This window comes from Nocardia sp. CS682, from assembly GCF_004634405.1.
GTDB classification, from domain to species: domain Bacteria; phylum Actinomycetota; class Actinomycetes; order Mycobacteriales; family Mycobacteriaceae; genus Nocardia; species Nocardia ninae.
Window position 1 is genome coordinate 1860038 of record NZ_CP029710.1, and the last position, 26655, is coordinate 1886692.

Below are 26655 nucleotides of genomic sequence, written 5' to 3' on the forward strand. Positions count from 1 at the left end.
CCCTAGCTCTTCGCGAAGTCCACCAGCGCCGAGTGGAAGTCCGGCGCGATGACGGCCATCAAATGGTCGCCGGGTACCACGTGCAGCTTTCCGTTGGGCAGCGCGTCGGCGAGGCGTTCGGGTTCCGCGGCGAACGGGTCGTTGTCGCCGGCGAGCACCAGCGTCGGCACGGTGATATCGGCGAGTCCGTCGATCGGCCGCGCATCCAGCCCCGTCGCGACCGCCTGGATGGCCTGCCGGTCGGCGTGCACCGCGTCGGCGAGGATCCGGAACATCATGGCGGTCGGCGGCGCGCCCTCGTTGTGCTCGCTCATCGCGGTCTGCAAGTCGGTCAGCTCGACCACCCGGCGGTCGACGCCGCCGCAGTCGAGCACCCCGGAGCCGACGCCGCCGATGGCCAGCCGTTCGACCCGCTCGTCGGCGGCCGCGACCAGCAGCGAGATGATCGCGCCCATCGAATAGCCCACCTGCACAACCCGATCGACACCGAGTTCGTCGTAGAGCGCCCGCACGTCGCGCGCCATGAACTCCCAGGAGTACTGCGCCGGGTCGTGCGGTTTCGCCGAACGCCCGTGCCCGCGCGCGTCGAGTGACACCACGGTGCGTCCCGCCGCCTGCAGCGCGCCGACCACGCCGGTGCTCATCCAGTTCGCGTTGGTATCGGCGACCACCCCGTGTTGCAGCACGACGGGAACGCCCTCGCCCTCCCACACTCGATAGTTGAGCTCCAGGCCGTCCCACGTCTTGAACTTCGTCATGACCGGATCGTAGCCCAATCGACAGTTGACAGTTCTTTATGTTCAGTATTTACTGAACACATCGTTCCTTACAGAACACTCAGCACTCAGGAGCAGTCATGACCGCCGCGATCCGCACCGAGGGATTGACCAAGCACTACGGCAAACACGTTGCCATCACCGGCCTCGACCTGGAGGTGCAGCCGGGCGAGGTATTCGGCTTCCTCGGGCCCAACGGCGCGGGCAAGTCCACCACCATCCGCATCCTGCTCGACCTGATCCGGCCGACCGCGGGTCACGTCGAGGTGCTCGGCACCGATCCCAGGTCAGGCGGCGCGGAGCTGCGCAGGCGAATCGGTTATCTGCCGGGCGAATTGGCGATCGAGGGCCGCAACACCGCGCGTGAGCTGCTCGGTTTCCTCGCCGATCAGCACGGCACCGTGCCTACGGGCCGGATCATCGAGCTCGCCGACCTGCTCGACCTCGACCTGTCCAGGAAGGTCGGCGCCATGTCCAAGGGCAACAAGCAGAAGGTCGGCCTCGTCGCCGCCTTCATGCACCGGCCCGATCTGCTGATCCTGGACGAGCCCACCTCGGGCCTGGATCCGCTACTGCAACAACGGTTTCTGGATCTGGTGACCGAGGCCAAGGCCAACGGGCAGACGGTGTTCATGTCCTCACACGTCCTCAGCGAGGTGCAGCAGACCGCCGATCGGGCCGTCATCATGCGCGCCGGACAGCTGCTCGGCACGGAGAACGTGGACGAACTGCGCAGGCGCGCACCGCGCTCGGTCGAGCTGGTGTTCGGCGCGGAGGTGTTCGCCGACGACTTCGCCGGGCTGCCCGGTGTGCGCGAGCTGAGCGTCGCGGGAAAGACGTTGCGCTGCACCACCGAAGGCGAGGTGGACGAGCTGTTCAAGACCGCGGCCAAGTACCGGTTGGTGAGCGTGCTGTCCACCGAGCCGGACCTCGAGCAGATCTTCTTCAGCATGTACGGGCGCTGAACCTACCTATCGCACAGGAGAACTCGATATGACTCGCTCGATCTTCACCCAGACACTGAAGGAACAGCGCCGCGGACTCGTCGGCTGGTCGATCGGCATGGCCGTCGTTCCGCTGCTGTATCTGCCGTCCTACCAGTCCTTGAAGGAGCAGGGCTCCCTCGATATCAAGCAGAACCGGATGTATGAAGCCATGGGCCTGAGCGACTTCGCCAGTGCCACCGGATATCTCAATGCGACGGTGTTCTCGCTGATGGGCTTGCTGTTATTGCTCATCTTCGCGGTCACCTTCGCGAGCAGGTCGGCAACCCAGGAGGAGAACGGGATGCTGGACCTGCTGCTGGCCCAGCCCATCGGCCGAACAAACCTGCTCGCGCAACGGTGCGCCGCACTGGTGGTGCAGACCACGGTGGTCACCGCCGTGCTCACGCTGAGCGTTCTTGCCGGGGCGAGCGCGGGCACGTTGAACATCCCCGCCGGACACATCCTGGCCGCCGGCACCGGGGTGGGACTGCTCGCTCTCGCGATCGGCGCGATCACCCTGCTGATCGGCGCGGTCACCGGAAAACGTTCGTTGACACTGGGACTCGCGTCGCTGATCGCGGTCGCCGGCTACCTCACCAACAACCTCGGCGGCATGTTCGACGGCACCGAATGGCTGCGCAAGGTGTCGCCCTTCTACTACGCGAACGGCGGTTCGCCGCTGGTGAACGGTTGGAACGGCGTCCATCTGACAGTCCTGATCGCGCTCGCCGCCGTAGCCCTCGGGCTCGCGCTGCGCGCCTTCGAACGCCGCGATCTCGCGGTCTGACCGCACCGGACGGGGCGAGCCGACACGGCCGCCCCGTTTACCCCTATCCGCACTATCGAAGGGATACTCGACCGATGAGCGAGGACAACCCCACCCCGGAACAGCTGGCCTTCGTGGAGGATTTCGCTCTCGTCCTGGAGCGCATGGGTCTGGTCCGGATGGTTGGCCGAGCAGCCGGTTGGCTCCTGGTCTGCGATCCGCCGGAGCAGACGTTCGGCCAGATCGCCGACGCACTGCAAGCCTCCAAAGGCTCCATCTCCAGCGCGCTCAAGACCCTCGTCACCATGCGCTGGGTCGACAAGATGTCCAAGCCGGGCGACCGCAAGGACTACTACGCCATCCGCCCCGGCATCCTGCCCGAACTGACCCGCCAGCAGAGCGGCATGTACACCGACCTGACCACCATGACCTCCCGCGGCCTCGCCCTCTTCGACGACCCCGACGGCGACAAGGCCGCCCGCGTCCGCGACATGCACGAATTCTTCGTCTGGATGGGCAAGGAACTGCCCGCCCTGATCGACCGCTGGTACGCCGAGCGCCGTTCCTGAATCAGGCGAGCAGCTTGGCCTTCAGTGCGGCGAGGTCGGCGGCGGTGAGCTGCAAGCCTGTGCGCAGGTAGTTGTCGAAGCTGCCGTAGGTCCGGTTCACCTGGTCGAAAGCGGCGTCTAGCCAAGGCTGTTGGACGCCGTTGATCGGGTCGGCGGGGTTGGCGTTGCGGTACTGGTTGGACAGCAAGTAGTCCTGGTCGACGGTGTCGCGGTCGACGCCGAGGAGGGTGAGCAGGACGGCGGCGGTCCAGCCGGTGCGGTCCTTGCCCGCGGTGCAGTGGAACAGCACCGCGCCGTCGGTGGCGATGATGTCGTGCAGCACCGCGGCGAAGGCCTGGTTGGCGCCGGGGGCGGTGATGAACGCGCGGTAGAGGCTGTCACCGCCGGTGAGGGTGCTGACCAATACCTCGGGCGGGGCCTGGCCGATGACGTCGTCCCAGTTGGCGCTCGCGCCGGCGGGCACCTTGTCCGGTCCGATCGCGCGCTCGTAGACGGTGCGCAGATCGTCCACGACGCGGACCTGACGGCCGGTCAGCTCGGCGAGGTCGGCCGGGGTCGCGTTGTTCAGCTGACCGGTGCGGTAGACCAGGCCGGTGCGGACCGTCTGGCCGGTGACAGTCCGGTATCCGCCGAGGTCACGGGCATTCTGCACACCTTGCAGGTGCAGCGACCGGTCGAACGCGACCGCCGACGCGGCGGGCGGCTCGGCGAGCGCGGCACCGGTCACCGGACCGAAGGCGACGGCGAGACCGGCGGCCAGCGCGATCGGGGTACGAAGCGAGCGGGTCATCACGCCGCGACCTCGAACCGCGACAGCGCGAGCAACCGCGAAATCGCCCGCAGATACTTCTTGCGGTAGCCCCCGTCGAGCATCTCCTGCGAGAAGATCTGATCGAGCTTGGCCCCGGAAACGGTCACCGGAATGCTCGCGTCGTAGAGCCGGTCGGCCAGCACCACCACACGCAACGCCACGGCCTGATCGGCGACCGGATGCACGTTCGCGATGAACACCGACGACACCCCGGAGATCAGCGCGCCGAACTTCGACGGGTGCAGCGTGCTCAGATGCTTCAGCAGCGCGTCGAAGTCGTCGAGCGTGGAACCCGGTGTGGCAGCGGCCCGTTCGGTCAGCACCGCCGACGACGTCGGCTCCGGCGCCGGCGGCAGATCGCGGTGCCGGTAGTCCGGTCCGTCGACGCGCACCGGTTCGAAGATCGAGCCGAGCTTCTTGATCTCGCGCAGGAAATCCTGTGCGGCGAAACGACCTTCGCCCAGCTGACCCGGCAGCGTATTGGAGGTCGCCGCGATCGAGACGCCCTTCGCGGACAGCTCGGTCAGCAGCCGCGAGACCAGCATGGTGTCACCGGGATCGTCGAGCTCGAATTCGTCAATGCACAGCACACTGTTCGCCGACAACCGCTCTACCGCATTGCCGAAGCCGAGGGCGCCGACGAGATTGGTGAGCTCACCGAAGGTGCCGAACGACTTGGGCGCAGGCGCGCTGTGGAAGATCGAGGCGAGCAGGTGCGTCTTGCCGACACCGAACCCGCCGTCGAGGTACAGCCCGGCGCCGGACACCTGCTTTTTCTTGCCGAACAGGCTCTTCTTGTTCGCGGCCTTGTGGATCTTGGCGACCTCGCCGGCGAACTCCTCGGCCTTGCGCACCGCCGCCGCCTGGCTCGGCTCCTTGGGGTCGGGAATGTAGGACCCGAAGCTGACTTCGTCGAACATCGGCGGGGGCACCATCTGGGCGACGAGCTGGTCGGCCGGAACCTCAGGGTGGCGGTCGACGAGGCGTTCTTGCCCTGATGAGCGCAGCGAGTCAGCGATTGGCACAGCCGAAGCCTAATGACGTGGTGAGATCTATGTTCATGCAGCGTATCCACAATGCGATCCAGCTCACAGACCTGAGACCGGACGACCTAGCCCAGTTGTACGCGTACCCGGCCGAGCTCCGCGAGCCCCATGTCCGCGCGAACTTCGTGTCCAGCATCGACGGCGCCGCGACCAGCGACGGGCAGTCCGCGGGCCTGGGCACGCCGGCCGACAAAACCGTGTTCCTGATGCTGCGCGAACTGGCCGACGTGGTTCTGGTGGGCGCGGGCACGGTCCGCGCCGAGAACTACGGTGGGGCCAGGACCGATCCGCAGCTTCGGCGGGCGCTGCACGAGCGCGGCATCGGCGGTCATCCGGACGGTACGGCGCCGCCGATCGCGGTGGTCACCGCCAGTGCGGCGATCGATGTGGGCGCCCGACTGCTCACCGATACGACGGTCCCGCCGTTGATCATCACCACGACCACCGCCCCGGCGGACCGCAAACAGCAACTGGCCGACGCGGGCGCGGACGTGGTCGAGGCGGGCGATCTCGCGGTGACCCCCAAGGCATTGCTGCGCGTGCTCGCCGAGCGCGGATTACATCGCGTGCTGTGTGAGGGCGGCCCGCATTTGTTCGGCGAGCTGCTGGCCGCCGACGCCGTCGACGAGCTGTGCCTGACTACCGCGCCGCTGCTGGTCGGTGGCACCGCGCGGCGAATTTCGCTGTCCGCGCACGAGTTCGACCGCCCCATGTCCCGCGCGCACATTCTGCTCGACGACGACGGCACCATGCTGACCCGATGGGCCCGTGCATGAAACAACTGCCCGAACCTGGCAGGCTGTAGCGCATGCGCTGGACTCGGGCCGTCGTGCTGGCCGCGACACTCTCGATCATGATCGCCGGATGCGGGGCGGGACCCTCCGACCGTCCCGGTGTCGCCGTCGAGCGCGATCGGGTCGGCGGCACTGCCACCACCTCGGCCGCCCCGGCCCCGCCGCCGAGTGCCGACGTGCCCAAGACCGACCTGCCGTGGAAAGACTGCACCACGCCGACGCTGGACCTGCTCGGTCTCGGTCCTGCTCCGGCGGGCCTGGTGCTGGACTGCGCGGAGTACACCACCCCGATCGACGCGGGCGGCAGCGTGCTCGGCAACTTCCGCGCCGCCGCGATGCGCGCCCGGCTGCCCCAGACGCCCGCGGACGCCGCCCCGCTGGTCCTCACCTCGGGCGCGGACCGCTCCTCCACGGCCACCCTCGCCGGACTCGCCGTCGGCCCCGCGAGCGCCGTGCTGGCCGCACGCCCGATCGTCGCGGTGGACCGGCGCGGCATCGGCAGCTCACAGCCGCTGGACTGCCTGCCCCCCGAAGTGCGTAAAGGACTGGCCGACAACGCCCAATTCGGGCCGGGCGCAACCGATCCCGTCGACGCGATGGTCTCGCTGAGCCAGGACGGCACCATCGCTTGCCGCGACTTCCTGCAGCCTTACGAGGGCACCTTCGACGCACCGCACGCCGCCGACGACCTCGAACAGCTGCGCAGGCAATGGCAGGTCGAGCGCATCGCGCTGCTCGGCACCGGTAACGGCGCGAAGGTCGCGCTCAGCTACGCCCGCAAGTACGGCGATCATCTGGCCCGGCTCGTCCTCGACTCCCCCGAGGCCGTCGGCGCGGACGCCGTCACGAGGGCCGAACAGCAGCTCGAAGGCGCGGAGGCCGCGTTGACCGCCTTCGCGCAGCGCTGCACCGGGGTCAGCTGTTCGCTCGGCCCGGACCCGCGCGCCGCGATCACCGATCTGGTGAACCGGGCCGGATCCGGTGGGCTGGGCGACATCTCGGCCAACGCGCTGCTCACCGCGGTCTCCGGTTTCCTCGGCAGCCCGCGCGCCGACCAGGCCAACCGGGTCCGCGAACTCGCCGACGCGCTGTCCGCGGCCGGACGCGGCGACCGCGCTGCGCTCGGCACCCTGATCCAGCGCGAATCAGCGGCCATCGGCGGCGACGGTCAATTCGTCAACCGCTGCACCGACACTCAGCAACCGCCGACGCCGACCAAGGCCAAGGAACTGATGGGCACCTGGGGTGCGAAGTACCCGGTGTTCGGCAAGAACATGGCCGTCGGGTTGATGGAATGCGCGGCCTGGCCGGTGTCGACCGCGCCCGGAATGCCGGAGAAACTCAGCATTCCGGTGCTGGTGCTCGGCGGTATCGCTGACCCGGTGGTGGGCAATGCCGGTCAGGCGTCGGTGGCCGGCGCGCTCGGCGCGGCCGGGGCGCGGCACGCGGGAGTCACCTGGCAGGGCTGGGGCCATCCGGTGTCCAACCACTCGAGTTGTGCGCAGCGCACCATGGTCGAGTATCTGAAGGACGCGAAGCTGCCCGCCGACGGCACCGCCTGCCCCGCCTGATCCGGCGCCGCGAACAGCCCTTCTAGCGGCGCGTCGGACAGGTCCGGACAACCGTCGCAACCTGATCCGGTGTACCGTGCCCCAGTGTTACTTCGACAGCTCGAGCCCCGCACTGCTCGCACCACCGCCGAGGTGATCAAGTTCGCACTCTGGCCCATCGCGGTCATGACTGTGCTGAACCGGGTTTTCATCAAGGCTGTCAATGGTTTCATCACCGACGACTTCCGGCCGGTCTACCAGGCCTCGCTCGACTTTCTCAACGGGCGGCCGGTGTACACGGCGAACTTCGATTCGGTCGATCCGCACTACCTCTACTATCCGAGCGGCACGCTGCTCATCGCGCCGGTGGCGTGGGTGCACGACTACGAGAAGGCCCGCTGGCTGTTCATCCTCCTGAACGCCGCCGCGATCATTCTCGCCTGGTATCTGCTGCTGCGGCTGTTCCGGTTCACCGTGAATTCCGTTGTCGCGCCGGTGTTGCTGCTGGCGATGTTCATGTCGGAGACGGTGACCAACACGCTGGTGTTCACCAACGTCAACGGGTGCATCCTGCTGGCCGAGCTGCTGTTCCTGCATCTGCTGCTCAAACGACGAGACCTGTGGGCGGGTCTCGCACTCGGATTGAGTCTCGCGGTGAAACCGACGCTGGCACCGCTGCTGCTGATCGCACTGGTTCGCGGGCAGTGGAAGGTGTTCATCACCGCGCTGGGTGTGCCGATCGTGCTGACCGCGATCGCCTGGCCGATGTCGAAGGACCCGGAGAAATTCCTCAGCCACACCGCGCCGTACCTGTTCGAGACCCGCGACTACTTCAACAGTTCCATCCCCGGCAACGGTGAGTACTACGGGCTGCCGCCATGGCTGGTCTGGGGCATCCGGGTCGGCATGGGCATCCTGGTCGCCATCTCGCTGTGGTTGCTGTACCGCTACTACCGCGACGACGAGCTGTTCTTCGTGTGCACCGCGTCCGGTGTGCTGCTCGCCGGGTCGTTCCTGCTGCTGTCGCTGGGGCAGATGTACTACTCGATGATGCTGTTCCCGTTCCTGATGACGGTGGTGCTGCGTAACTCGGTGCTGCGCAACTGGCCCGCGTGGTTGGCGGTGTTCGGGTTCATGAGTTACGACAAGTGGCTGTCCGACCGACCAGGCTGGCAGCACTGGGGGCGCGACCTCGAGTATCTGCGCATCACCTTCGGATGGGGTTTGCTGGTGATCGTGATCTTCTGCGTGCTCGGTGAGCGGTATCTGGCCGCGAAGCGGGAAGGGCGCCTGGCGTTCGGCATCGACCCCACCTGGTTCAAGCCTTTGCCGAGCGGTGCGCACGCCACCACGACTGATTCGCCCAGCTCAGCCAATGGCTCCGCGACGACGGCGGCGAAACCTATTAGCGTGGAGTGATGAGTTCCGAAGCCGATACGTCCCTGCCCGCGCCGCGGATCCAGCTGACGCCGCAGGAATGGCGCGCCAAGCTGAACCCCGAGGAGTACGCGGTGCTGCGCGAGGCCGCCACCGAACGCCCCTTCGTCGGTGAATACACCGACACCAAGACCGACGGTGTCTACGAGTGCCGCGCCTGCGGTGCCGAATTGTTCCGTAGCACAGAGAAGTTCGACTCACATTGCGGCTGGCCGTCGTTCTTCGACCCGGCGAAGTCCGAAGCCGTGATCCTGAAATCGGACGACACCCTCGGCATGCACCGGGTCGAAGTGCTGTGCGCGAATTGCCACAGCCACCTCGGCCACGTGTTCGAGGGCGAGGGATACAACACGCCCACCGACAAGCGCTACTGCATCAACTCCATCTCGCTGCGACTGCACCCCTCGGACAGCGCAGCGGAGTAATCCGCAGCCAAGCACTGGACCGAAGGGTACGTTTCCCAGCCCCGACCCGCACGCCCCGAAAACCCGGGGCTTGCCGGTCGTTAGCTCAGGGCAGGGCGTTGATCAGTTTGTCGATGTCTACGCGGGGGCCGGTGAAGAAGGGGACTTCTTCGCGGACGTGCAGGCGGGCCTCGGTGGCGCGCAGGTCGCGCATCAGATCGACGATGCGGTGCAGTTCGGGGGCCTCGAAGGCGAGGATCCATTCGTAGTCGCCGAGGGCGAACGAGCTGACCGTGTTGGCGCGCACGTCGGGGTAGCCGCGCGCGGCCTTGCCGTGGTCGGCGAGCATCTTGCGCCGCTCGTCGTCGGGCAGCAGGTACCACTCGTAGGAGCGGACGAACGGGTACACGCAGATGTAGTTGCCCGGGTCCTCGCCGGCCAGGAACGCGGGCACGTGACTCTTGTTGAACTCCGCGGGACGGTGCAGCGCCACATTGCTCCACACCGGGGCGCTGGCCCGGCCCAACTCGGTGGTGCGGCGAAAGTCGGCGTAGGCGGCCTGCAGATCCTCGACGCTCTCGGCGTGCGTCCAGATCATGAAGTCGGCGTCGGCGCGCATCCCCGCCACGTCATAGACGCCGCGCACCACCACGTCACGATCGGCGAGACCCTCGAAGAACGCCCGCGCCTCCTTGATCGCGGCAGCCCGGTCGTCGCCGAGCACGCCCGGCTGCACCTGGAACACCGAGAACATCAGGTAGCGAATGGTGGAGTTGAGTTCCTGATAATCGAGTCGCGCCATGCTCCCATCGTGCCACCCGCGGGTTTATCCCCGCCCTGCGGTCCTGGTCACGTGCCGCGATGTTCGGCTCGCCACGAGTTCTCGTTGGTCAACCCACGCAGACGAGTCGGCTTGCGGCGGTGGGCAACGCGCCGCGGCGTTGCCCGGGAGTACGCAGGCAGGGATACCGACGACGTACGGGAGGCGACCGCGAATACGAATCAGCCTGCGGCAGCGGCGATGCGGCGGGCGGCGGCGTTGCCCGAGGCGACGCAGGCGGGGACACCGACTCCGTGTAGGTAGGCGCCGGCGAGGGCGAGGCCGTCTAGGGTGGCGACGGACTGTTCGATGGCGGCGATGCGGTCGGTGTGGCCCGGGGCGTATTGGGCCAGTCCGCCGCGCCAGCGTTGGACCGCGGCGGATTGCGGGTTGATGGCGACGCCGGTGACGGTGGCCAAATCCTCGGCGGCGGCGGTGATCAGGTCGGCGTCGGACCAGGACAGGGTCGAATCGTCGCCGAACTTGCCGAATGAGGCGCGGACCAAGGCTGTTTCGCGTTGGGCGAGGTGGGTCCACTTGCGGCTGGACAGCGTGAACGCTTTGGCACGCAACGGTTCCCCGGTGGCGACCAGGATGCCCGAGTTCTGCGGGAGGGGGGTCTCGCGCGGGAGGGCAAGTGCGACAACGACAGACGAGGACAGCTCGATGCCCGCGAGCGCGGCGGCGGCGTCCGGCGCGACGGTGCCGAGCAGGCGGGCGGTGATCGGTGCGGGGGTGGCGAGCACGACGCCGTCGACCGCGCCGATCGGGTCGACCACCCAGCCGCGCAACCCGCGGGCGAGCCGAGTGGCCGGTGTCGCGGTGACGAATTTCGCACCGGATCGCGCCGCCAGTGCCTCCAGCAGTACTTGGTAACCGTCGCGGAGCCCACCGAACACCGGCGCGTTCGACGGCGGTGGCAGCGCGACGGACACCGCGTGGGTGAGACTCGGCGCACCGTCGTCCAGTGCGGCGGCCAAGGTCGGCAGCGCGGCGCGCACTCCGATCGAACGAGAACTTCCGGCGTACACGCCGCCGAGCAGCGGATCCACGCTGCGCTCCACGACCTGGGCACCGAATCGGTCGGCTACCAAGCGATACACATCGACATCCGCGCCGGGCTCCCAGGCCAGCGGCCGCTGCGGTTCGCCGGCGATCTGCTCGATCGTCGCCGCGTCGACCAGTCCCCGCATCGATTCGGCCGACGCCGGTATCCCCATCAGCGTCCGCTCGGGCAACGCGTGCGCCACCCCACCCGACCACACCAGCGGCCGCAATCCCGCGGGCGTCACCAGCTGCGTCTCCAGCCCGACCTCGCGCAGCAACTCCGGCACCTCGGGCCGCCGCCCGACGAACGCCTCCGCCCCGAGATCCAATGGCTCCCCGGCTAGTTCACCGGTGTAGAGAATCCCGCCCACCCGCTCGGCCCGATCCAGCACCAGGATGTCGGCCGCAGGCCCGAGCAGCATCCGCAAACGATATGCAGCGGACAGCCCGCTGATCCCACCGCCGACCACAGCGATCCTCATAACCCGACGGTATCCCTCCCCCACCCGCCGCTCGCGACCGGTCCACCATCGCTGCGACGACAGCCACACCGGCATTCACCCACTCTCGGGCGCTCCAGTGGGCACCGGCCGCGTACAGAGCAACGCCGCACCGATTCTCGGGATCGGCACTGCCTCTGGGTGTCCATAGCCGGTGCGGATCCCGAGAACAGGTGCGGCGTCTCCGGAGGTCGGCAACACCAGCGGAGCATGCGGGTGGGTTACGTGCCGCTCACGATGATGTCCACGTGCGCGCGGGTGTTGTCGGTGGCGAAGTGGTTGTCTTCGTCGGCCATCCACTGTTCCCACAGCGGGAGCGCGGCATCCCCGTCACGTTCGAGACCGCGCGCCAATCGCAGAGCAGGCGGGGTGTCGACCCAGATGGCCAGCGACAGCCGCGCTCGAACGGCGGCGCGGGCAGACGACACTCCCTCCAGCACCACCACACCGCCCGGCGCGACCTCATGCCATTCGGCCAACGCGCGCTGCTCCCAGTCGTAGCGCTGGTAGCGACCGGGCTCGTCGCGGCCGAGCGGTTCGAGCACCTGGCTTTCCAACCGCGGCCACCAGTCCAGTGCGTTGTCCCACGACGCAAAGCTGTCGGTCGGCACCACGGTGGCGTCGCATGCGCGCGCGAGTTGAGCAGCCAGCGTTGACTTTCCAGCTCCACCCGGCCCGTCGATCGCGACCAACCTGGTGGAACCGAGACGCGGCTCGCTCGCCTGCACCCGCGCCACGATCTGCGCGAGCACTACAGTTCGTGCACCAACTCGACGAGCGCCGTCAGCACGCCGGGATCGGTATCGGGCAGCACGCCGTGGCCGAGGTTGAAGATGTGTCCCGTGGCACCCAGCGTGATCGCCTCGTCGGCTTCGGCGGCGATGCGGCGCGCTTCGGTTTCCACCGCGGCCGAGCCGGCGAAGAGCACCGCGGGGTCGAGGTTGCCCTGCAACGCTTTTCCGGGTCCGATGCGGCGCACCGCGTCGGTGAGCGGCACCCGCCAGTCGACGCCGACCACGTCGGCCCCGGCCTCTCCCATCGCGCCGAGCAGTTCGCCGGTGCCGACACCGAAGTGGATGCGCGGCACGCCCGCGTCGGCGACCTCGGCGAAGACGCGTTCGGAGTGCGGCAGCACGAAGCGCCGGTAGTCGGCGAGCGAGAGCGCGCCGGCCCAGGAGTCGAACAGCTGCACGGCGTCGACCCCGGCCGCCAACTGGGCCTGCAGGAAGGCGATGGTGATGTCGGTGAGCGCACCGAGCAGCGCATGCCAGGTCTGCGGGTCGGCGTACATCATCGACTTGGTGCGTTCGTGGTTCTTGCTCGGCCCACCCTCGACCAGGTACGACGCCAGCGTGAACGGAGCCCCGGCGAACCCGATCAGCGGCGTCTCGCCGAGCGCGTCGACCAGCAGCCGCACCCCGTCGGTGACCGCGCCGACCTCTTCCGGACGCAACCGCGGGAGCGCACGCACATCGTCGGCGGTGCGCACCGGCGACGCGATGACCGGTCCGACGCCGGGCACGATATCCAGGTCGATCCCCGCGGCTTTCAGTGGAACAACGATGTCGGAGAACAGAATCGCCGCGTCCACGCCGTGCCTGCGGATCGGCTGCATCGTGATCTCGCACACCAGCTCCGGATCGAAGCACGACTCGAGCATGCCGACACCCTTGCGCAGCTCGCGATACTCGGGCAACGACCGGCCTGCTTGCCGCATGAACCACACCGGACGCCGGCTGGGCGTCGCCCCGGTGGCGGCGGCCAGGAACGGAGCATCGGTCAGGCGGCGGCGGGTATGAGTACTCATCGTTGCCCATCGTAAAGGGCCGCCATCCCGCCCCCGCCCGCCCCGCCGCAGGGGTGCGACGACCGGTCGCGACCAGGCGCACGCCGACCCCGACCGCACCTGCTCCTGCTCGCTCGCGAGGCTTGAAACGGACCACACCGAGCCGGATCGCGAACCGACGATTTCGGCGGCGGTGATGGTGACCGCGGCCCGCCACTCGACGGCGCACAGACCGCGTCCGCACCCCCTCGCACCACCCCGATTAGCGCGACACGCCGACGATCGCGGCGCGCGGAACCACGAAATGGCCTACGGACGCGGCACCGATACAGCGGCGCGCCTCCGACTGTGCCGGGTGCACTAGGTCTACCGTCCCCTTCGTGACACCGCTCGACTTCCGCGACGGCGCCGCAGCGACCGAGGGACCACATGGCGAGCCAGCTCAATTTCGCGCAGCGGTCGAGGCGATGGGCACCGCAACCGTGCATCCCCGGATCGAGCTGGCGCCGATCCGCCCGCCGCAACGTCTGGCGCCCTATTCGTACGCACTCGGTGCCGAGGTAAAACATCCGGAATCCACTGTGGTGCCGGTCGATTCGGAAGGCGACGCGTTCGGCAGGCTGATCCTGCTGCACGATCCGGACGGTGACGACGCCTGGCATGGCACCCTGCGGCTGGTCGCCTACATCCAGGCCGACATCGACGCCGCGCTGGCCGCCGACCCGCTGCTGCCGGAGGTGGCGTGGAGCTGGCTGGTGGACGCGCTGGAGTCGCGATCGGAGCCGTTCACCGCGCTGGGCGGCACCGTGACCTCGACGAGTTCGGTGCGCTACGGCGATATCGCGGGCCCGCCGCGGGCCCATCAGCTGGAGCTGCGCGCCTCCTGGACCGCGATCACCGACGACATGCGCCCGCATGTGGAAGGTTTCTGCGAGGTACTCGCCTACGCGGCCGGACTCCCCCCGGCCGGCATCACCGAGTTGCAGATGCGTTCGGACCTCTCCAAGGATCAGCGGTAGTCGGCGGGAAGACCAGCGACCGATACAGCGTTGAGACCGACGAAAGCATCTCCCGACACACGGAAGCCCGATAGGACGACGACCGCCGCGGCACTGCACGTAAAGTTCAACAACATGTCCGTACCCGACGAATCCGAACCCACCGGCGCGCCACCCCTGCTCGCGCCCGTGGATGGCGTGCCTCCGGTACTGGACACCGCCGCTGAAATCGCCGCGGCCGCCGCGCGTCTCGCCGCGGGCACCGGCCCGCTCGCCGTCGATGCCGAACGTGCCTCGGGTTTCCGGTATTCGGCGCGCGCCTACCTGATTCAGCTGCGCCGCGAGGGTGCGGGAACGTTCCTCATCGATCCGATTCCGGTCGCCGACTCGCTCGGGCCGCTGGCCGACGCGATCAACGACCTCGAGTGGGTATTGCACTCGGCGGACCAGGATCTGCCCGGTCTCGCCGAACTCGGCCTGCGCCCGAAGCGGCTGTTCGATACCGAATTGGGCGGTCGGCTGGCCGGTTTCGAACGCGTCGGCCTGGCCGCGATGGTGGAGAACCTGCTGGGTCACGCGCTGCGCAAGGGGCACGGCGCGGCCGACTGGTCGACCAGGCCACTGCCGGCCGAATGGCTGAACTACGCGGCCCTGGATGTCGAACTGCTGCTGGAGTTGCGCGACGCGGTCGCCGCGGAGCTGGAAGCGCAAGGCAAAACCGATTGGGCAGCACAGGAATTCGAGCACGTCCGGACCACCGAACCGGCGCCGCCGAAAGCGGACCGGTGGCGGCGCACCTCGGGCATCCACAACCTGCGCCGGACCCGACAGCTCGCCGTGGTGCGCGAGCTATGGACCACCCGGGACGCGCTCGCCCGCGGCCGCGACGTAGCCCCCGCCCGGATCCTGCCCGACGCCGCGATCATCGCGGCCGTCACCGCCGACCCGAAAACCATCGCGCAACTGCGCGCATTGCCGGTGTTCGGCGGCCCGCGGCAGCGGCGCTACTCCCGCGAGTGGCTGGCCGCCATCGACCGCGGCCGGACCATGCCGGACAGTGACCTACCGCCGCTGACCCAGCCGTTCGACGGCCCGCCCCCGGTCAACCGCTGGGAACGCCGCGATCCGGCCGCCGCCGCCCGGTTGACCCGCGCGCGCACCGCGATGGGTGAGCTGTCCACCGAGCACGCGATCCCGGTGGAGAACCTGCTCTCCCCCGACCTCGTCCGCCGCCTGTGCTGGGACGGACTGCCCGATTACGACCACATACCGGACTCCCCCGACGACCTGGCCGCCGCCATCGACGGGTTCCTCAAGTCCGGCGGTGCCAGGCCGTGGCAGCGCGAACTGGCCGTCCCCGGCCTGACCGAGGCGCTGACGCCGAAACCCGCCGAGCAGGTCACACCGCCGCCTCCTGCGTCTGCTTGAAGACACGCAGACCTTCGTCCATCCCCGCACTGAAGGCCTCCGCGAGTCGCTCGTCCATCCCTCGCGTTATTGCCGCAGCAGGCGCTCGGACACCGCAGCGCGGAAGTGCGGGCAGGTGGTGAAGTCGGGGTGGTCGCAGGCCGACGCGTGCTCGATCAAGTCGAGCGCGGCCTGCGCGGTGGCGATGCGCGCCCGCAGTTGCGTCCGCCGCCGCTCGAAGACCGCCGAGCGGTCCGGGGTGGTGAGCATGGTGTGGATGTCGTCGAGGGTGCAGCCCGCTTCCTTGGCGCGCAGGATCACGGCCACGCGAAAGATGTCGTCCTCGCTGTAGCGGCGACGGCCGGCCGGATCCCGGGCCGGGGTCAGCAGGCCCACCGATTCCCAGTGCCGCAGGACATGGGTGGCGATGCCGAATCGGGCTGCCACGGAACCGACGCCGGTTCTCGGCGGGGTTGGCTTCGTTGAGCCCGAACCGGTCACCGCAGGGCTTGACTTCATGTCGACATTAAGTCGCACGATGGCCGTCATGTCCACTTTGATCGAACGTCTCGACGCCATCGATGCCGCACCGGGCGCCGCCGAACTGCGCGCCCACTCCTACGAGCTGCTGCGCCTGCGTGACGGCGCTTCGGTGGTCGATGTCGGCTGCGGGTCCGGCCGCGCGGTCGCCGAAATGGCTGAGCGGGGTGTGGTGCCGATCGGGATCGATCCGAGCGAGCAGATGCTGGATGTGGCGCGAACCCGGTGGCCCGCATTGGACTTTCATCGAGCAGCCGCCGAAGCCCTTCCACTGCCGGATGAATCGGTATCGGGCTACCGTGCCGACAAGGTTTTCCATGAGATCGCCGACCCTGCAGCGGCATTGGATGAAGCTCGCCGGGTACTGGCTCCGGGCGGCCGCATCGTCCTACTGGGGCAGGATTGGGACGCCATCATCATCGACTCCGCCGATCCGGCGACCACCCGCGCCCTCGTGCACGCTCGCGCGGACACGATCACCAACCCCCGCTCCGCCCGCGCCTACCGAAATCTGCTGCTGGCCGGCGGGTTCCATGACGTCACTGTGGAAGCACGCACACCGATCGTCACCGACGAGCTGATGCTGCCGATGCTCACCGGTCTGGTTGCGGCCGCAGGCGACAGGCTGGACCGGGCACGGGCCGAAGCTTGGCTCGCCGAGCAGACCACCCGAGCCAGAACAGGCCGCCTATTGGTGGCGATCCCACTGTTCATCGCCTCAGCAAGCCGGCCGTGACAGCCAACGGGACATGAGGGCGGCCCCCTCTCGCACTTTCGCGCCACTCACCGAGCGGCGAGCCACCCACCGATCCGCCGGGCGATATCGGGCGCGGTCAACCCGAGCTCCGCATGCACCTCACCCCGCGACGCGTGATCCAAGAACTGCTGCGGCACACCGAGATCCCGGGTCGGGATGTCCAGACCGGAGTTGCGTAGGCGCGCGGACACGGTCGAGCCGATGCCGCCGTGCAGTCCGCCGTCCTCCACGGTGACCACGAGCCGGTAGTTCTCGGCAAGCTTGACCAACGTGTCGGAGACCGGAAGCACCCACCGCGGGTCGAGCACGGTGACCGAGATCCCTTCGGCCTCCAGCAGGTCCGCCGCTTCCAGCGCCGGACCGGCGAACGAGCCGACGGCTACCAGCAGCACGTCACCGCGCACCGCCTGCACCGATCCACCACCGTCGAGCGCGGGTTCGTCACCGCTGCGCTCCCCGGCGGCCAGCCGCAGCACATCGACGCCGTCGAGCCGTTCTACCGCCGAGATATCGTCGGCGACACTGCCTTTCGGGAACCTGATCGCGGTGGGTCCGTCGTTGACAGCAAGCGCCTCGGCCAGTTCCTCGCGCAACGTCGCCGCGTCACGCGGCGCCGCCACCCGAATCCCCGGAATGATGCCGAGCACCGACAGGTCCCACATGCCGTTGTGGCTGGCACCGTCGGGCCCGGTGATGCCGGAGCGATCCAGCACGACGGTCACCGGCTGCTTCAACAGCGCGACGTCCATCAGCAACTGGTCGAAGGCCCGGTTGAGGAACGTGGAGTAGATCGCGACCACGGGATGCATGCCGCCGAGCGCGAGCCCGGCCGCCGAGGCCATCGCGTGCTGTTCGGCGATGCCGACGTCGAACATCCGCTCCGGGAACCGTTCGCCGAACGCCGCGAGCCCTGTCGGGCCCGGCATGGCCGCGGTGATCGCGACGATGTCCTCGCGCCGTTCGGCCTGGGCGAGGAGTTCCTCGGAGAACACCGCGGTCCAGCCGAGCGCCTTCGGCCCGCCGACGGGGACACCGGTGAGCGGGTCGATCGGATCGCAGGCGTGCATCTGGTCGGCGATGTGGTTCTCGGCGGGCGCGTAGCCATGACCCTTCTGCGTCACCGCGTGCACCACCACCGGACCGCCGAAGTCCTTGGCCCGGCGCAGCGCCGCTTCCAGCGCGACGATGTCGTGCCCGTCGACCGGGCCGACGTACTTCATCCCGAGGTCGCTGAACAGCTCCTGCGGGCTCACCGCGTCCTTTATCCCGGCCTTCACCGCGTGCATCATCGAGTACGCGGACTCGCCGACCCGCGGGATGCTCTTCAGGATCCGCTTCCCGGTGTCGAGCGCGTGCTCGTAGGCGGGCTGGGTGCGCAGCGCGGTCAACCGGTCGGCCAGGCCGCCGATGGTCGGCGCGTAGGAGCGGCCGTTGTCGTTGACCACGATGACCACCGGGCGGTCGGGCGCGCCCGCGATGTTGTTGAGCGCCTCCCAGCACATACCGCCGGTAAGCGCGCCGTCGCCGACCACGGCGACCACGTGCCGGTCCTGGCCGCTGAGCGCGAACGCCTTGGCCAGGCCGTCCGCGTAGGACAGCGACGCGGAGGCGTGCGAGGACTCCACCCAGTCGTGCGCGCTCTCGGCGCGGCTCGGGTAGCCGGACAGGCCGCCGCGCTTGCGTAGCGAGTCGAACTCGTCCTTACGGCCGGTCAGGATCTTGTGCACGTAGGCCTGATGGCCGGTGTCGAAGATCAACGGATCGGCAGGCGAGTCGAAGATCCGGTGCAGGGCGATGGTCAGTTCGACCACGCCGAGGTTCGGGCCGAGGTGCCCACCGGTCGCGGCAACCTTCTGCACGAGGAACTCGCGGATCTCGTCCGCCAGCTCACGCAGTTGCGGCGCGGTGAGCGGACGCAAATCTTCGGGCGTGTCGACCCGGGAAAGCACTCCCACCTGAACTCGCTCCCTCCGGATAGCGCATCTGATCCGATCAGTCTACGGAGCGGCGGGGAGTGCCCTCGTACGAGAACCGAACTGCCCCACCTCGCCACGACCACCACCAGCCGACATCGAACCGAAATGTGAGCCTCGGCATACGGTACTCGGCCTAGAGTGATCGTGTGGCCGAGGCCGGAGAGGCGATCGAGCGGACAATCGAGCCGGGCGTCGTGTCCAGGATCGTCGACGACGTCTATCAGCTGTGCCGACCCGACGATTCCGGCGCGCTGGCCGACTACATTCCTGAACTGGCTGCCGCGCAGCCGGATTCGTTCGCGCTGTGTCTGGCCACCGCCGACGGGCGGGTCTACGGCACCGGCGACCTGGATACCTCGTTCACCATCCAGTCCATCTCCAAGCCGTTCACCTATGCGCTGGCCCTCGCCGATCGCGGCACCGCGTTCGTGGACGCGCGCATCGATGTGGAGCCGTCCGGCGAGCCGTTCAACGAGATCAGCTTGGATCCGGTGACCGAGCGGCCGCGCAATCCGATGATCAATGCGGGCGCGATCACCGCTGCGGCCTTGATCACCGGCGACGACCCGGCCGAACGTTTCGAGCGCATCCGACGCTGTTTTTCGCGCTTCGCCGGACGCGAGCTGAGCATGAACGAGGCGGTGTACGCGTCCGAGGCGCGCACCGGCTTCCGCAACCGCGCCATCGGCTACATGTTGCGCTCGTTCGGCATCATCGACTCCGACCCGGACGAGGCCGTCGACCGCTACTTCCGGCAGTGCTCCATCGACGTGACCTGCCGCGACCTCGCGCTGATGGCGGCGACGCTGGCCAACAACGGGCGCAATCCGGTGACCGGAGAACGCGCGTTGTCAGCGGCGCTGACCGAGCGGGTGCTGAGCGTGATGACCACCTGCGGCATGTACAACGCGGCGGGCGACTGGGTGACCACGGTCGGGATGCCCGCCAAGAGCGGGGTCGGCGGCGGCATCGTCGCGGTGCTGCCCGGGCAGATCGGCATCGCCGTGTACTCGCCTCGGCTGGACGTGCACGGCAACAGCGTGCGCGGCGTCGCGGCCTGCCGTGAGCTGTCGAAGCGGCTGGAACTGCACTTTCTGCGGGTCACGCGGGCGGCGCGGACCGCTATCCGGGCCGGCTACTCGGTGGCCGAGGTGCCGTCGCGGCTGCGTCGGACGACCGACGAGATCGCCGTGCTGGCCGAGCACGGGCACCGGGCGCGGGTCTACGAACTGCACGGTGACCTGTTGTTCGCGGGTGCGGAGAGCGCGGTGCGGACCATCGAGGAGCAGGCCGGTGAGCTGGTGGCGCTGGTGGTCGATCTGCGCCGGGTCGGTGAGGTGAGCGCGATCGCGGTGCGGATGCTCGACAGTTTGGAGGCCGAACTCGCGGCGGTCGGCGTGCGGGTGGCGCTGGTCGATCCCGATGCCAAGCTCGGGCACCTGGTGTCGAGTCTGGATCCGGACGATCCGCGGGGACGGGTGTTCATCGACCGCGACACCGCGACCGAATGGTGCGAGGACATCGTGCTCGAGCGGCATCGGCCCGCGGACGAGCCGGTGTGCACGTCGATCACCATCGAGGACCATTCGGCGCTCGCCGCGCTCGAACCGGACGATCGGGCGCGGTTGGCCAAGGAGTTCGAGGTGCACACCTACGCGCGCGGCGAGGTGATCGCGCGGCGTGGGAGCGAGCGGTCGGGGTTGTATCTGATCCTGGAAGGGCGGGTGCGGATCACCTTCGAGGGCAGTGATGCGCGGACGCATCGGCTGGTGAGCTTGTCGGCGGGGATGTCGTTCGGGGAGATCCCGATGCTGGTGGGGACGCCGTTCGTGAACGAGGCGCGGGCGGAGACCGGAGTACGGGTCGCCGTGCTCGGTCCCGCGCGGTTCGATCAGCTCACCTCGCAGGCGCCGCAGTTGAAGCTCGCGTTGCTGGAGCGGTTGGCGGCGGGGGCGTATGCGCAGATGGATGCGGCGGTGCGGGCGATCGCGGTGCGCGGGGGTGACTATTGAGCGGTGGTCCGGGATGCGACAACTATCCGTGCCGGGGACGATTACCTGCTCTCCGCCGTTGACCAGATGAGACCGACCCGTCGACAGAGGAGCATGCCGTGAACACGAAGTCCGAGTCCGCCGGTCCGGGCACCGTCACGATTTTCGGGAGCGGCACGGCCCGCGCGACCCCGGATTTGATGCGGGTGACGATCTCGGTCGAGTGTCGGGCGAGCAAGGTTGCGCTCGCGTACAGCAAGGCAGGCGATCGGGTTGCCGCCGTCACCCATTCGCTGCGCTCCGACGGTGTCGAGAGCCGGGACATCGCAACCAGCGGATTGTCCGTGCACACCGAAACCGTGTGGACCGAAGGTCAGGGCAATCGGATCACCGGGTACCTCGCGAGCACGTCGCTGACCATCTCGCTGCGCAACCTCGGTGAGGACGCCGACCCGGGTCCCGCGACGATCATCGCCAACGCCGTCGACGCGGGCGGCGACGACGTGCGTCTCGGGGGGTTGAATCTCACGTTCGCCGATCAGGAATCGCTGCTCGTCGAGGCGCGGGACGCGGCGTGGGAGAACGCTGTCGCGAAGGCGGAGCAGTTCGCGCGGCGGGCGGGGCGCACGCTCGGCGCGGTGCTCGAGATCACGGAGAACACTTCCGCCGCACCGCCTTCCATTCCTCGGATCAAGGCGATGGCGGTGTCGATGGATGCCTACGGTGCCGCGCCGGTGCCGGTCGAGTTGGGTGAGAGTGAGATCTCGGCGGGGATTCGCGTTACGTGGCAGATGGATTGACCAGGGGTGGTCGCTCAGCGGTCACGTACACGGTCATGGCTGTGACTGTAAGGCCCGAAGAACTTTCGGCATCGATGGAACCGGGCGGGCACCTACCGCGTCCGAATAGGTAAGGCAGCACGCCGTCCTAAGGATGTCGGATGATCGCTCGGCGCAACGATTTCGTTCTCTTCCTGCTCGTCGCGATCGGTGCGGCATGGGTGCTGGCGTCCGGGCCGTGGCTCGATGGTGCGGGGCTGCGGTCCGGATTGTGGCTGCACACCGGGGCCGCGATGATGATGCTGTCCCCGGCGCTGGGTGTGCTCGCGGTGTGGTGGTATCGGCGGCTGTCCTGGTCGGCGCTGGTGGCGCAGAACGGGTTACGGCTCGGTCCGCGACCGCGGCGGACCGTGTGGTTGATGGCGATCGCCTGGTTCGGGACGCCGCTGATCCTGTGGCTCGCCTTCGGACTGAGCGCGCTGTTCGACGTATACGTCTTCGAATTCTCCCAACCGGAGATCATCGCCGCCGTCATCATCGAGGCGATCACCGTCGCCACCCTCGGCACCCTGCCGTTCGCGCTCGGCGAGGAACTCGGCTGGCGCGGCTGGCTGATGCCGCAACTCACCGGCCGCCTCGGACTAGTCGGCGGAATCGTTGCCACCGGGATGATCTGGGCGCTGTGGCACGCACCGCTGACCCTGCTCGGCTACAACTATCCGAACCTCGGCGCCTGGGCCGCCGTCGCGTTCATCGGTTTCTGTGTGCCCTTCGGCGCCATCCTCGGTTGGCTGCGGATGCGCACCGGCAGCATCTGGCCGTGCGCCGTCGCGCACGCCGCGTTCAACGGAAGTGCCATGGTATTCGGCCTATTCGGCTCGACTACCTATGCAGCGAACCCACTGTGGGCAGGGTACGGATTCGTCGGCTGGGGCGTACTCACGGTCATCGCCGTCGTGCTGTTCACCTGTTTCCCGGTTCGCCCGGTCACCGTCAGAACGAAATTCTTTGCGCTGGCACCACATTCGCAGCCTTCGCTCGGATGAGCCATCGCCGGCTGTCGGCTCCCGATTTGCGGTAGTAGGTGAGTTCGACCGGGCGGGCTGCCGTGCACGCCTCTGACCAGGCGAAACCTTCCTGAAAAATACTGTGCCCGAGCTAAATTGTCGGTAGCATTGTGGCGCGGAGGAGTAACTCCGAAGCATCCGCTGCCCGGGGAGGACGTGGATCTGATGACGATCGACGATGCGGCATTCACGCCGCGGCGCAGGCTGCTGCGCATCGCGGTAGGTGTCGGAATGGCCGCTGTAGCCGCACCTTTGATGATCGAGAACGCTGCACCCGCTTCGGCCACACAGCGCCTATGGAAGAGATGCGCGCGTTGCCGCGGGCTGTGGTTCTCGGGCAACGGCACCCGCGGTGGTTGCCCAGCCGGCGACATCTTCGACGGTGGCCACCATGACGATGGAACCGGCGACTACATCCTGAAGGAAGACCCCGATGGTGGACAGGGTCAAAGCCAATGGTTCTGGTGCCGGAACTGCCAGGGGCTGTGGTTCCTGGGAAACAGCGGTTTCGGGGTGTGTCCTTCACCGCATCTCCGGCCCGGTCATAACAACATCGGCTCCGGTATTTATCGACTGGAAGATGTGACCCATCGCGACGGGCCAGGAGGAGAAGACAAGTGGCGCTGGTGCCGGAAGTGTTCGGGCTTGTTCTATGACGGCTACTCGCCGGCGGCCTCAGGTGTCTGTCCGGCCGACAAGCGGCACCACGACATCGTAGGCAGCGGTAGCTACGTTCTCCGTGACGCGGAATCGACACGTCTACCAAGACCACCCTACTGATACACCGGCGGCGATGAAGCTTCCGCAATCGGCGGAAGCCATTGGCGCGCCACTTTCCCTGCGGCAGTTGGGCGGGCACCACCTATATTGAGATGTCGGTGGCGGTTTGGTTGCCGGTTAGGGGTTCGTATGTCGTTCGTGCTCGTCGACACACCGCGACCGCACGTCGCCCTGGTCACGCTCAATCGCCCGGATCGCATGAACGCCATGGCCTTCGATGTGATGATCCCGTTGCGCGAGGCGTTGGAAGAGGTCAGCGCCGACAACGACATTCGGGTTGTGGTGCTCACCGGCGCGGGCGAGGGGTTCTGTTCCGGTGCCGATCTGCAGAGCGCGGGCAAGGTGCCCAATGTCGAGGGGCTCACCGTCACCAGCGTCGCGCGCCGGTCGATGGACCTGCTCAACGATGTGATGATCACCCTGCGGCGGATGAACCAACCGGTGATCGGTGCGATCAATGGTGCTGCCATCGGGGGCGGATTCTGCCTCAGCGTCGCCACCGACATCCGAATCGCGGCCGAGGAAGCCTACTTTCGCGCCGCAGGCATCAACAACGGCCTCACCTCCGCCGAACTGGGCATCAGCTACCTGCTGCCCCGCGCCATCGGCGCCTCCCGTGCCTTCGAGATCATGCTGTCCGGCCGCGACGTCGACGCCACCGAAGCCGAGCGCATCGGCCTCGTCTCGCGCACCGTCCCCGCCGCCGAACTCCTGGAAACCTGCTACGACCTGGCCGACCGCATCATCAGCTTCAGCCGCGTCGGCACCGAACTCACCAAACGCATGCTCTGGAGCGGCATGGAAGCGGGCAGCTTCGAATCCCACATGCAGCATGAAGGAATGGCCCAACTCTACGTCCGCCTCACCACCACCAACTTCGACGAAGCCATCCGCGCCCGCCGAGACCGCCGCCCCCCTGTCTACGACGACTGAGCCGCCGAGACCCCACCGCGCTCACCCCGCCACCATGTCCCGAGGCGGCAAACAGCCCGTGCCGAACGGGACATGACGGCTGCTCCACTCGCACTTCACCGCCGGCATGTCCCGACGCGGCGAACACCCGCACCGAACAGGACATGACGCCAGTTCCACTCGCACTTCACCGCCGGCATGTCCCGAGGCAGCGAACACCCGTACCGAACAGGACATGGTGGCGGCACTACTCGTTTCCGCCACCATGTCGCGCGAGGACTGCCCCAGCGTCACTGGAGAGTTGGGCGCTCCAGCAGGGCGATGCATTCGACGTGATGGGTGCCGGGGAAGGCGTCGAAGGCGCGTAGGTCGGTGAGGTGGTAGCCGGCGGCTTGGTAGAGGCCCAGATCTCTGGCGAAAGCGGCTGGGTCGCAGCCGATGTGGACGATGCGGAGCGGGCCGGTGGTGGTGATGGCGGTGATGACGTCCTTGCCTGCGCCTGCTCGCGGGGGGTCGAGGACGATGACGTCGGGGGATGCGCCGTCGACGCGTTCGGTGACCCAGCGTTCCACCCGCTGGGCGTGCAGGTCGACCCAGGGCAGGTCGCGCAGCGCGGCGGTGGCGTCGGCGACTGCGGGGCGGGATGATTCGACCGCGAGGACCGCACCGGTCTGGCCTACCTGCTCGGCCAGCCGCGCGGCGAAAACACCGGCGCCGCTGTACAAATCCCAGGCCAAGCCGCCGGGGCGCAAGCCGGACCACTCGGCAACGAGATCCGAATAGCACTGTGCCGCACCGTGATGCGCCTGCCAGAAGCCCGTCGCCGAGACCTCCCACCGGCGCTGCGCCACGTACTCGACCGCTCGCCCGGTACCGGAGATCAACCACTCCTCGCGCGCCGCATGAGTAGCCGCCCGCCGAGCCGACGCGCTGCGCCGCTCCCCGGCCTGCGGTGTCTCCAACCGCCCGTCCGCGTCGTACCGTTCCACAGCACGCTCGTCCGCGGCTCGCGCCGCTGCGCGACGGCGTCGACCACTCCCGCGCTCCCCGCCGAAGTCGTTCGCGTCAGCGGTATTACGACCACCCGACGCATCGTCGTGGCTCCCGCCGCCGGCATCCGGCCGACTCCCGTCCCGCGCAGCACCCGCGCTCCAGACGCCACCGATCTCACCTGGGCGACGACGATGGCCGCGGCCGGTGACACCTGACACCTCGTCGCCGCGTACGTCGCTACCCGGCTTGCCGCCTGGGCGGCGACGGTTGTCCCGCTCGACTCCGCCGCGCGCCTCGGCACCACGCCCGGCGTCGGCTCGGTCGTCGCGTCCGCCCGGGTTGTGAGACTTCCGTCCACGCTCGTCATCCCCGCGCGAGTTACCGGGTTCGGCGCCGGGGCGCCGGCGATCACCGCGCTCGGCACGATCACCGCGCTCGGTGCGTCCACGGCGGTCGCGACCGCGCCCACGGCGTTCCTCGCCGGGCTCGGCCCGCTGCCATTCACCGGAGCGCGAACGCCGCTCCCCCTCGACCGCGGGCGCCAACTCGATGATGTGCCGCACCCCGTCACCATCAACGGCGATCACCAAATCCGCACCGGGCGTCCACAATCGATCCGCCACCCCATCGAGCGCCCCCGAAACCGGCTGGGGGCAGCGCAGATCCGTGATCACCTCGGTGCGGCGGTAGCGATGTACTCCGGCTCGCCCCTCGGCATCGACAGCCAACCTGATCCGGGTACGCCACCCACCGGTGGTGTCACCGGCGCCTGCGATCGGTTCGACCACGATCTCCCGCTCGATCCCCGCAAGCCTGCGCATCTGCTCGGCAACCACCGAAGCCTTCAGCGCCCGTTGTGCTTTCGGCGTGGCATAGGAGAAGTCGCAGCAGCCCGCACCGCCCGGCCCGGAGACGGGGCAGGTGGCGGGAATGCGGTCCGGTGACGGTTCGAGGATCTCCACCGCGTCGGCACGGCAGAACGACCCGCCGCGGTCCTCGGTGACCCGCACCCGCACCAGTTCACCCGGCAACCCGTGCCGGACGAACACCACCCGGCCCTCGTGCCTGCCCACACAGAACCCACCGTGTCCGGGCGGCCCGAGCCGGACCTCGAAAGTCGTGTCGCGCCAATCAGTCATGCCCACGCCTCGTCTGCACTCGTC

The 26655-nt window shown here is 68.4% G+C and carries 25 protein-coding genes; 15 read left to right on the plus strand and 10 right to left on the minus strand.

The genetic code is table 11. From position 1 onward, the window contains the following. Positions 1 to 2 precede the first annotated feature (2 nt). Positions 3 to 758 carry an alpha/beta fold hydrolase gene (locus DMB37_RS08110; RefSeq protein WP_135232173.1) on the minus strand — a complete coding sequence of 252 codons (756 nt, stop codon included), beginning with the start codon at positions 756 to 758 and terminating at the stop codon, positions 3 to 5. A 98-nt stretch (positions 759 to 856) separates the two neighbouring features. Here DMB37_RS08110 and DMB37_RS08115 point away from each other — a divergent pair, with 98 nt between their 5' ends. The 3 genes from DMB37_RS08115 (at position 857) to DMB37_RS08125 (ending at position 3097) form a co-directional block, all read left to right on the plus strand. Further along, entirely contained in the window at positions 857 to 1741 is an 885-nt protein-coding gene (locus DMB37_RS08115; protein ID WP_135232174.1) for an ABC transporter ATP-binding protein, read from the plus strand. A gap of 28 nt (positions 1742 to 1769) precedes the next feature. After that, complete coding sequence (locus tag DMB37_RS08120; protein WP_135232175.1) at positions 1770 to 2549, plus strand: ABC transporter permease subunit; 780 nt, start codon at positions 1770 to 1772, stop codon at positions 2547 to 2549. Between the two features lie 74 nt (positions 2550 to 2623). After that, positions 2624 to 3097, plus strand: coding sequence for a GbsR/MarR family transcriptional regulator (locus tag DMB37_RS08125; RefSeq protein WP_135232176.1), 474 nt, complete (start codon positions 2624 to 2626; stop codon positions 3095 to 3097). Position 3098: 1 nt separating this feature from the next. Here the strand turns inward: DMB37_RS08125 and DMB37_RS08130 are convergent, their stop codons facing one another. Both DMB37_RS08130 and zapE read right to left on the minus strand, forming a co-directional pair. After that, positions 3099 to 3887, minus strand: coding sequence for a tyrosine-protein phosphatase (locus DMB37_RS08130; protein ID WP_167768778.1), 789 nt, complete (start codon positions 3885 to 3887; stop codon positions 3099 to 3101). Continuing rightward, positions 3887 to 4933 carry a cell division protein ZapE gene (gene zapE, locus DMB37_RS08135; RefSeq protein ID WP_135232178.1) on the minus strand — a complete coding sequence of 349 codons (1047 nt, stop codon included), beginning with the start codon at positions 4931 to 4933 and terminating at the stop codon, positions 3887 to 3889. The genes DMB37_RS08130 and zapE overlap by 1 nt, the downstream gene beginning before the upstream one ends. Before the next feature lie 35 nt (positions 4934 to 4968). Here zapE and DMB37_RS08140 point away from each other — a divergent pair, with 35 nt between their 5' ends. From DMB37_RS08140 to msrB, 4 genes are all read left to right on the plus strand, one after another. Continuing rightward, a complete protein-coding gene (locus DMB37_RS08140; protein ID WP_135237421.1) occupies positions 4969 to 5730 on the plus strand; it encodes a pyrimidine reductase family protein in 762 nt (253 codons plus the stop codon). Between the two features lie 32 nt (positions 5731 to 5762). Further along, entirely contained in the window at positions 5763 to 7319 is a 1557-nt protein-coding gene (locus tag DMB37_RS08145; protein ID WP_135232179.1) for an alpha/beta hydrolase, read from the plus strand. Between the two features lie 84 nt (positions 7320 to 7403). After that, on the plus strand, positions 7404 to 8717 hold the full coding sequence (locus DMB37_RS08150; protein ID WP_240772296.1) for a glycosyltransferase family 87 protein: 1314 nt from the start codon (positions 7404 to 7406) through the stop codon (positions 8715 to 8717). Then, the gene (gene msrB / locus DMB37_RS08155; RefSeq protein WP_107658092.1) at positions 8717 to 9160 is read left to right on the plus strand and encodes a peptide-methionine (R)-S-oxide reductase MsrB; all 444 of its coding nucleotides are present in this window, start codon (positions 8717 to 8719) and stop codon (positions 9158 to 9160) included. The genes DMB37_RS08150 and msrB overlap by 1 nt, the downstream gene beginning before the upstream one ends. Positions 9161 to 9245: 85 nt before the next feature. Here msrB and hemQ read toward each other — a convergent pair whose 3' ends face one another. The 4 genes from hemQ to hemE form a co-directional block, all read right to left on the minus strand. Further along, positions 9246 to 9941: a hydrogen peroxide-dependent heme synthase gene (gene hemQ, locus DMB37_RS08160; RefSeq protein WP_135232181.1), complete on the minus strand. Its 696-nt coding sequence runs from the start codon at positions 9939 to 9941 to the stop codon at positions 9246 to 9248. A gap of 200 nt (positions 9942 to 10141) precedes the next feature. Further along, entirely contained in the window at positions 10142 to 11488 is a 1347-nt protein-coding gene (locus tag DMB37_RS08165) for a protoporphyrinogen oxidase (protein ID WP_135232182.1), read from the minus strand. A gap of 239 nt (positions 11489 to 11727) precedes the next feature. Next, entirely contained in the window at positions 11728 to 12258 is a 531-nt protein-coding gene (locus DMB37_RS08170) for a uridine kinase (protein WP_135232183.1), read from the minus strand. After that, complete coding sequence (gene hemE, locus DMB37_RS08175) at positions 12258 to 13313, minus strand: uroporphyrinogen decarboxylase (protein WP_135232184.1); 1056 nt, start codon at positions 13311 to 13313, stop codon at positions 12258 to 12260. The genes DMB37_RS08170 and hemE overlap by 1 nt, the downstream gene beginning before the upstream one ends. 359 nt (positions 13314 to 13672) lie before the next feature. On the opposite strand from hemE, the gene DMB37_RS08180 reads away from it, so the two are divergent. Then, positions 13673 to 14311, plus strand: coding sequence for a DUF3000 domain-containing protein (locus tag DMB37_RS08180; RefSeq protein ID WP_135232185.1), 639 nt, complete (start codon positions 13673 to 13675; stop codon positions 14309 to 14311). 114 nt (positions 14312 to 14425) lie between these two features. Then, a complete protein-coding gene (locus DMB37_RS08185) occupies positions 14426 to 15718 on the plus strand; it encodes a ribonuclease D (protein WP_135232186.1) in 1293 nt (430 codons plus the stop codon). Positions 15719 to 15784: 66 nt separating this feature from the next. On the opposite strand, the gene DMB37_RS08190 is transcribed toward DMB37_RS08185, so the two are convergent. Further along, positions 15785 to 16144 carry a MerR family transcriptional regulator gene (locus tag DMB37_RS08190; protein WP_240772297.1) on the minus strand — a complete coding sequence of 120 codons (360 nt, stop codon included), beginning with the start codon at positions 16142 to 16144 and terminating at the stop codon, positions 15785 to 15787. 100 nt (positions 16145 to 16244) lie between these two features. On the opposite strand from DMB37_RS08190, the gene DMB37_RS08195 reads away from it, so the two are divergent. Beyond that, positions 16245 to 16973: a methyltransferase domain-containing protein gene (locus DMB37_RS08195; RefSeq protein ID WP_135232188.1), complete on the plus strand. Its 729-nt coding sequence runs from the start codon at positions 16245 to 16247 to the stop codon at positions 16971 to 16973. A gap of 47 nt (positions 16974 to 17020) precedes the next feature. On the opposite strand, the gene dxs is transcribed toward DMB37_RS08195, so the two are convergent. Beyond that, a complete protein-coding gene (gene dxs / locus DMB37_RS08200) occupies positions 17021 to 18949 on the minus strand; it encodes a 1-deoxy-D-xylulose-5-phosphate synthase (RefSeq protein WP_135232189.1) in 1929 nt (642 codons plus the stop codon). Between the two features lie 167 nt (positions 18950 to 19116). Here dxs and glsA point away from each other — a divergent pair, with 167 nt between their 5' ends. The 5 genes from glsA to DMB37_RS08225 all read left to right on the plus strand — a co-directional run bounded on the left by glsA (position 19117) and on the right by DMB37_RS08225 (position 24520). Next, on the plus strand, positions 19117 to 20982 hold the full coding sequence (gene glsA / locus DMB37_RS08205; RefSeq protein WP_370465352.1) for a glutaminase A: 1866 nt from the start codon (positions 19117 to 19119) through the stop codon (positions 20980 to 20982). Positions 20983 to 21080: 98 nt separating this feature from the next. After that, positions 21081 to 21761: an SIMPL domain-containing protein gene (locus DMB37_RS08210; protein WP_135232190.1), complete on the plus strand. Its 681-nt coding sequence runs from the start codon at positions 21081 to 21083 to the stop codon at positions 21759 to 21761. A gap of 140 nt (positions 21762 to 21901) precedes the next feature. After that, on the plus strand, positions 21902 to 22786 hold the full coding sequence (locus DMB37_RS08215) for a CPBP family intramembrane glutamic endopeptidase (RefSeq protein ID WP_135232191.1): 885 nt from the start codon (positions 21902 to 21904) through the stop codon (positions 22784 to 22786). Between the two features lie 186 nt (positions 22787 to 22972). Further along, positions 22973 to 23587, plus strand: coding sequence for a hypothetical protein (locus DMB37_RS08220; protein WP_135232192.1), 615 nt, complete (start codon positions 22973 to 22975; stop codon positions 23585 to 23587). A gap of 129 nt (positions 23588 to 23716) precedes the next feature. Further along, positions 23717 to 24520: an enoyl-CoA hydratase gene (locus DMB37_RS08225; RefSeq protein ID WP_135232193.1), complete on the plus strand. Its 804-nt coding sequence runs from the start codon at positions 23717 to 23719 to the stop codon at positions 24518 to 24520. A gap of 269 nt (positions 24521 to 24789) precedes the next feature. Here DMB37_RS08225 and DMB37_RS08230 read toward each other — a convergent pair whose 3' ends face one another. After that, on the minus strand, positions 24790 to 26631 hold the full coding sequence (locus DMB37_RS08230; RefSeq protein WP_370465353.1) for a TRAM domain-containing protein: 1842 nt from the start codon (positions 26629 to 26631) through the stop codon (positions 24790 to 24792). Between the last annotated feature and the right edge of the window lie 24 nt (positions 26632 to 26655).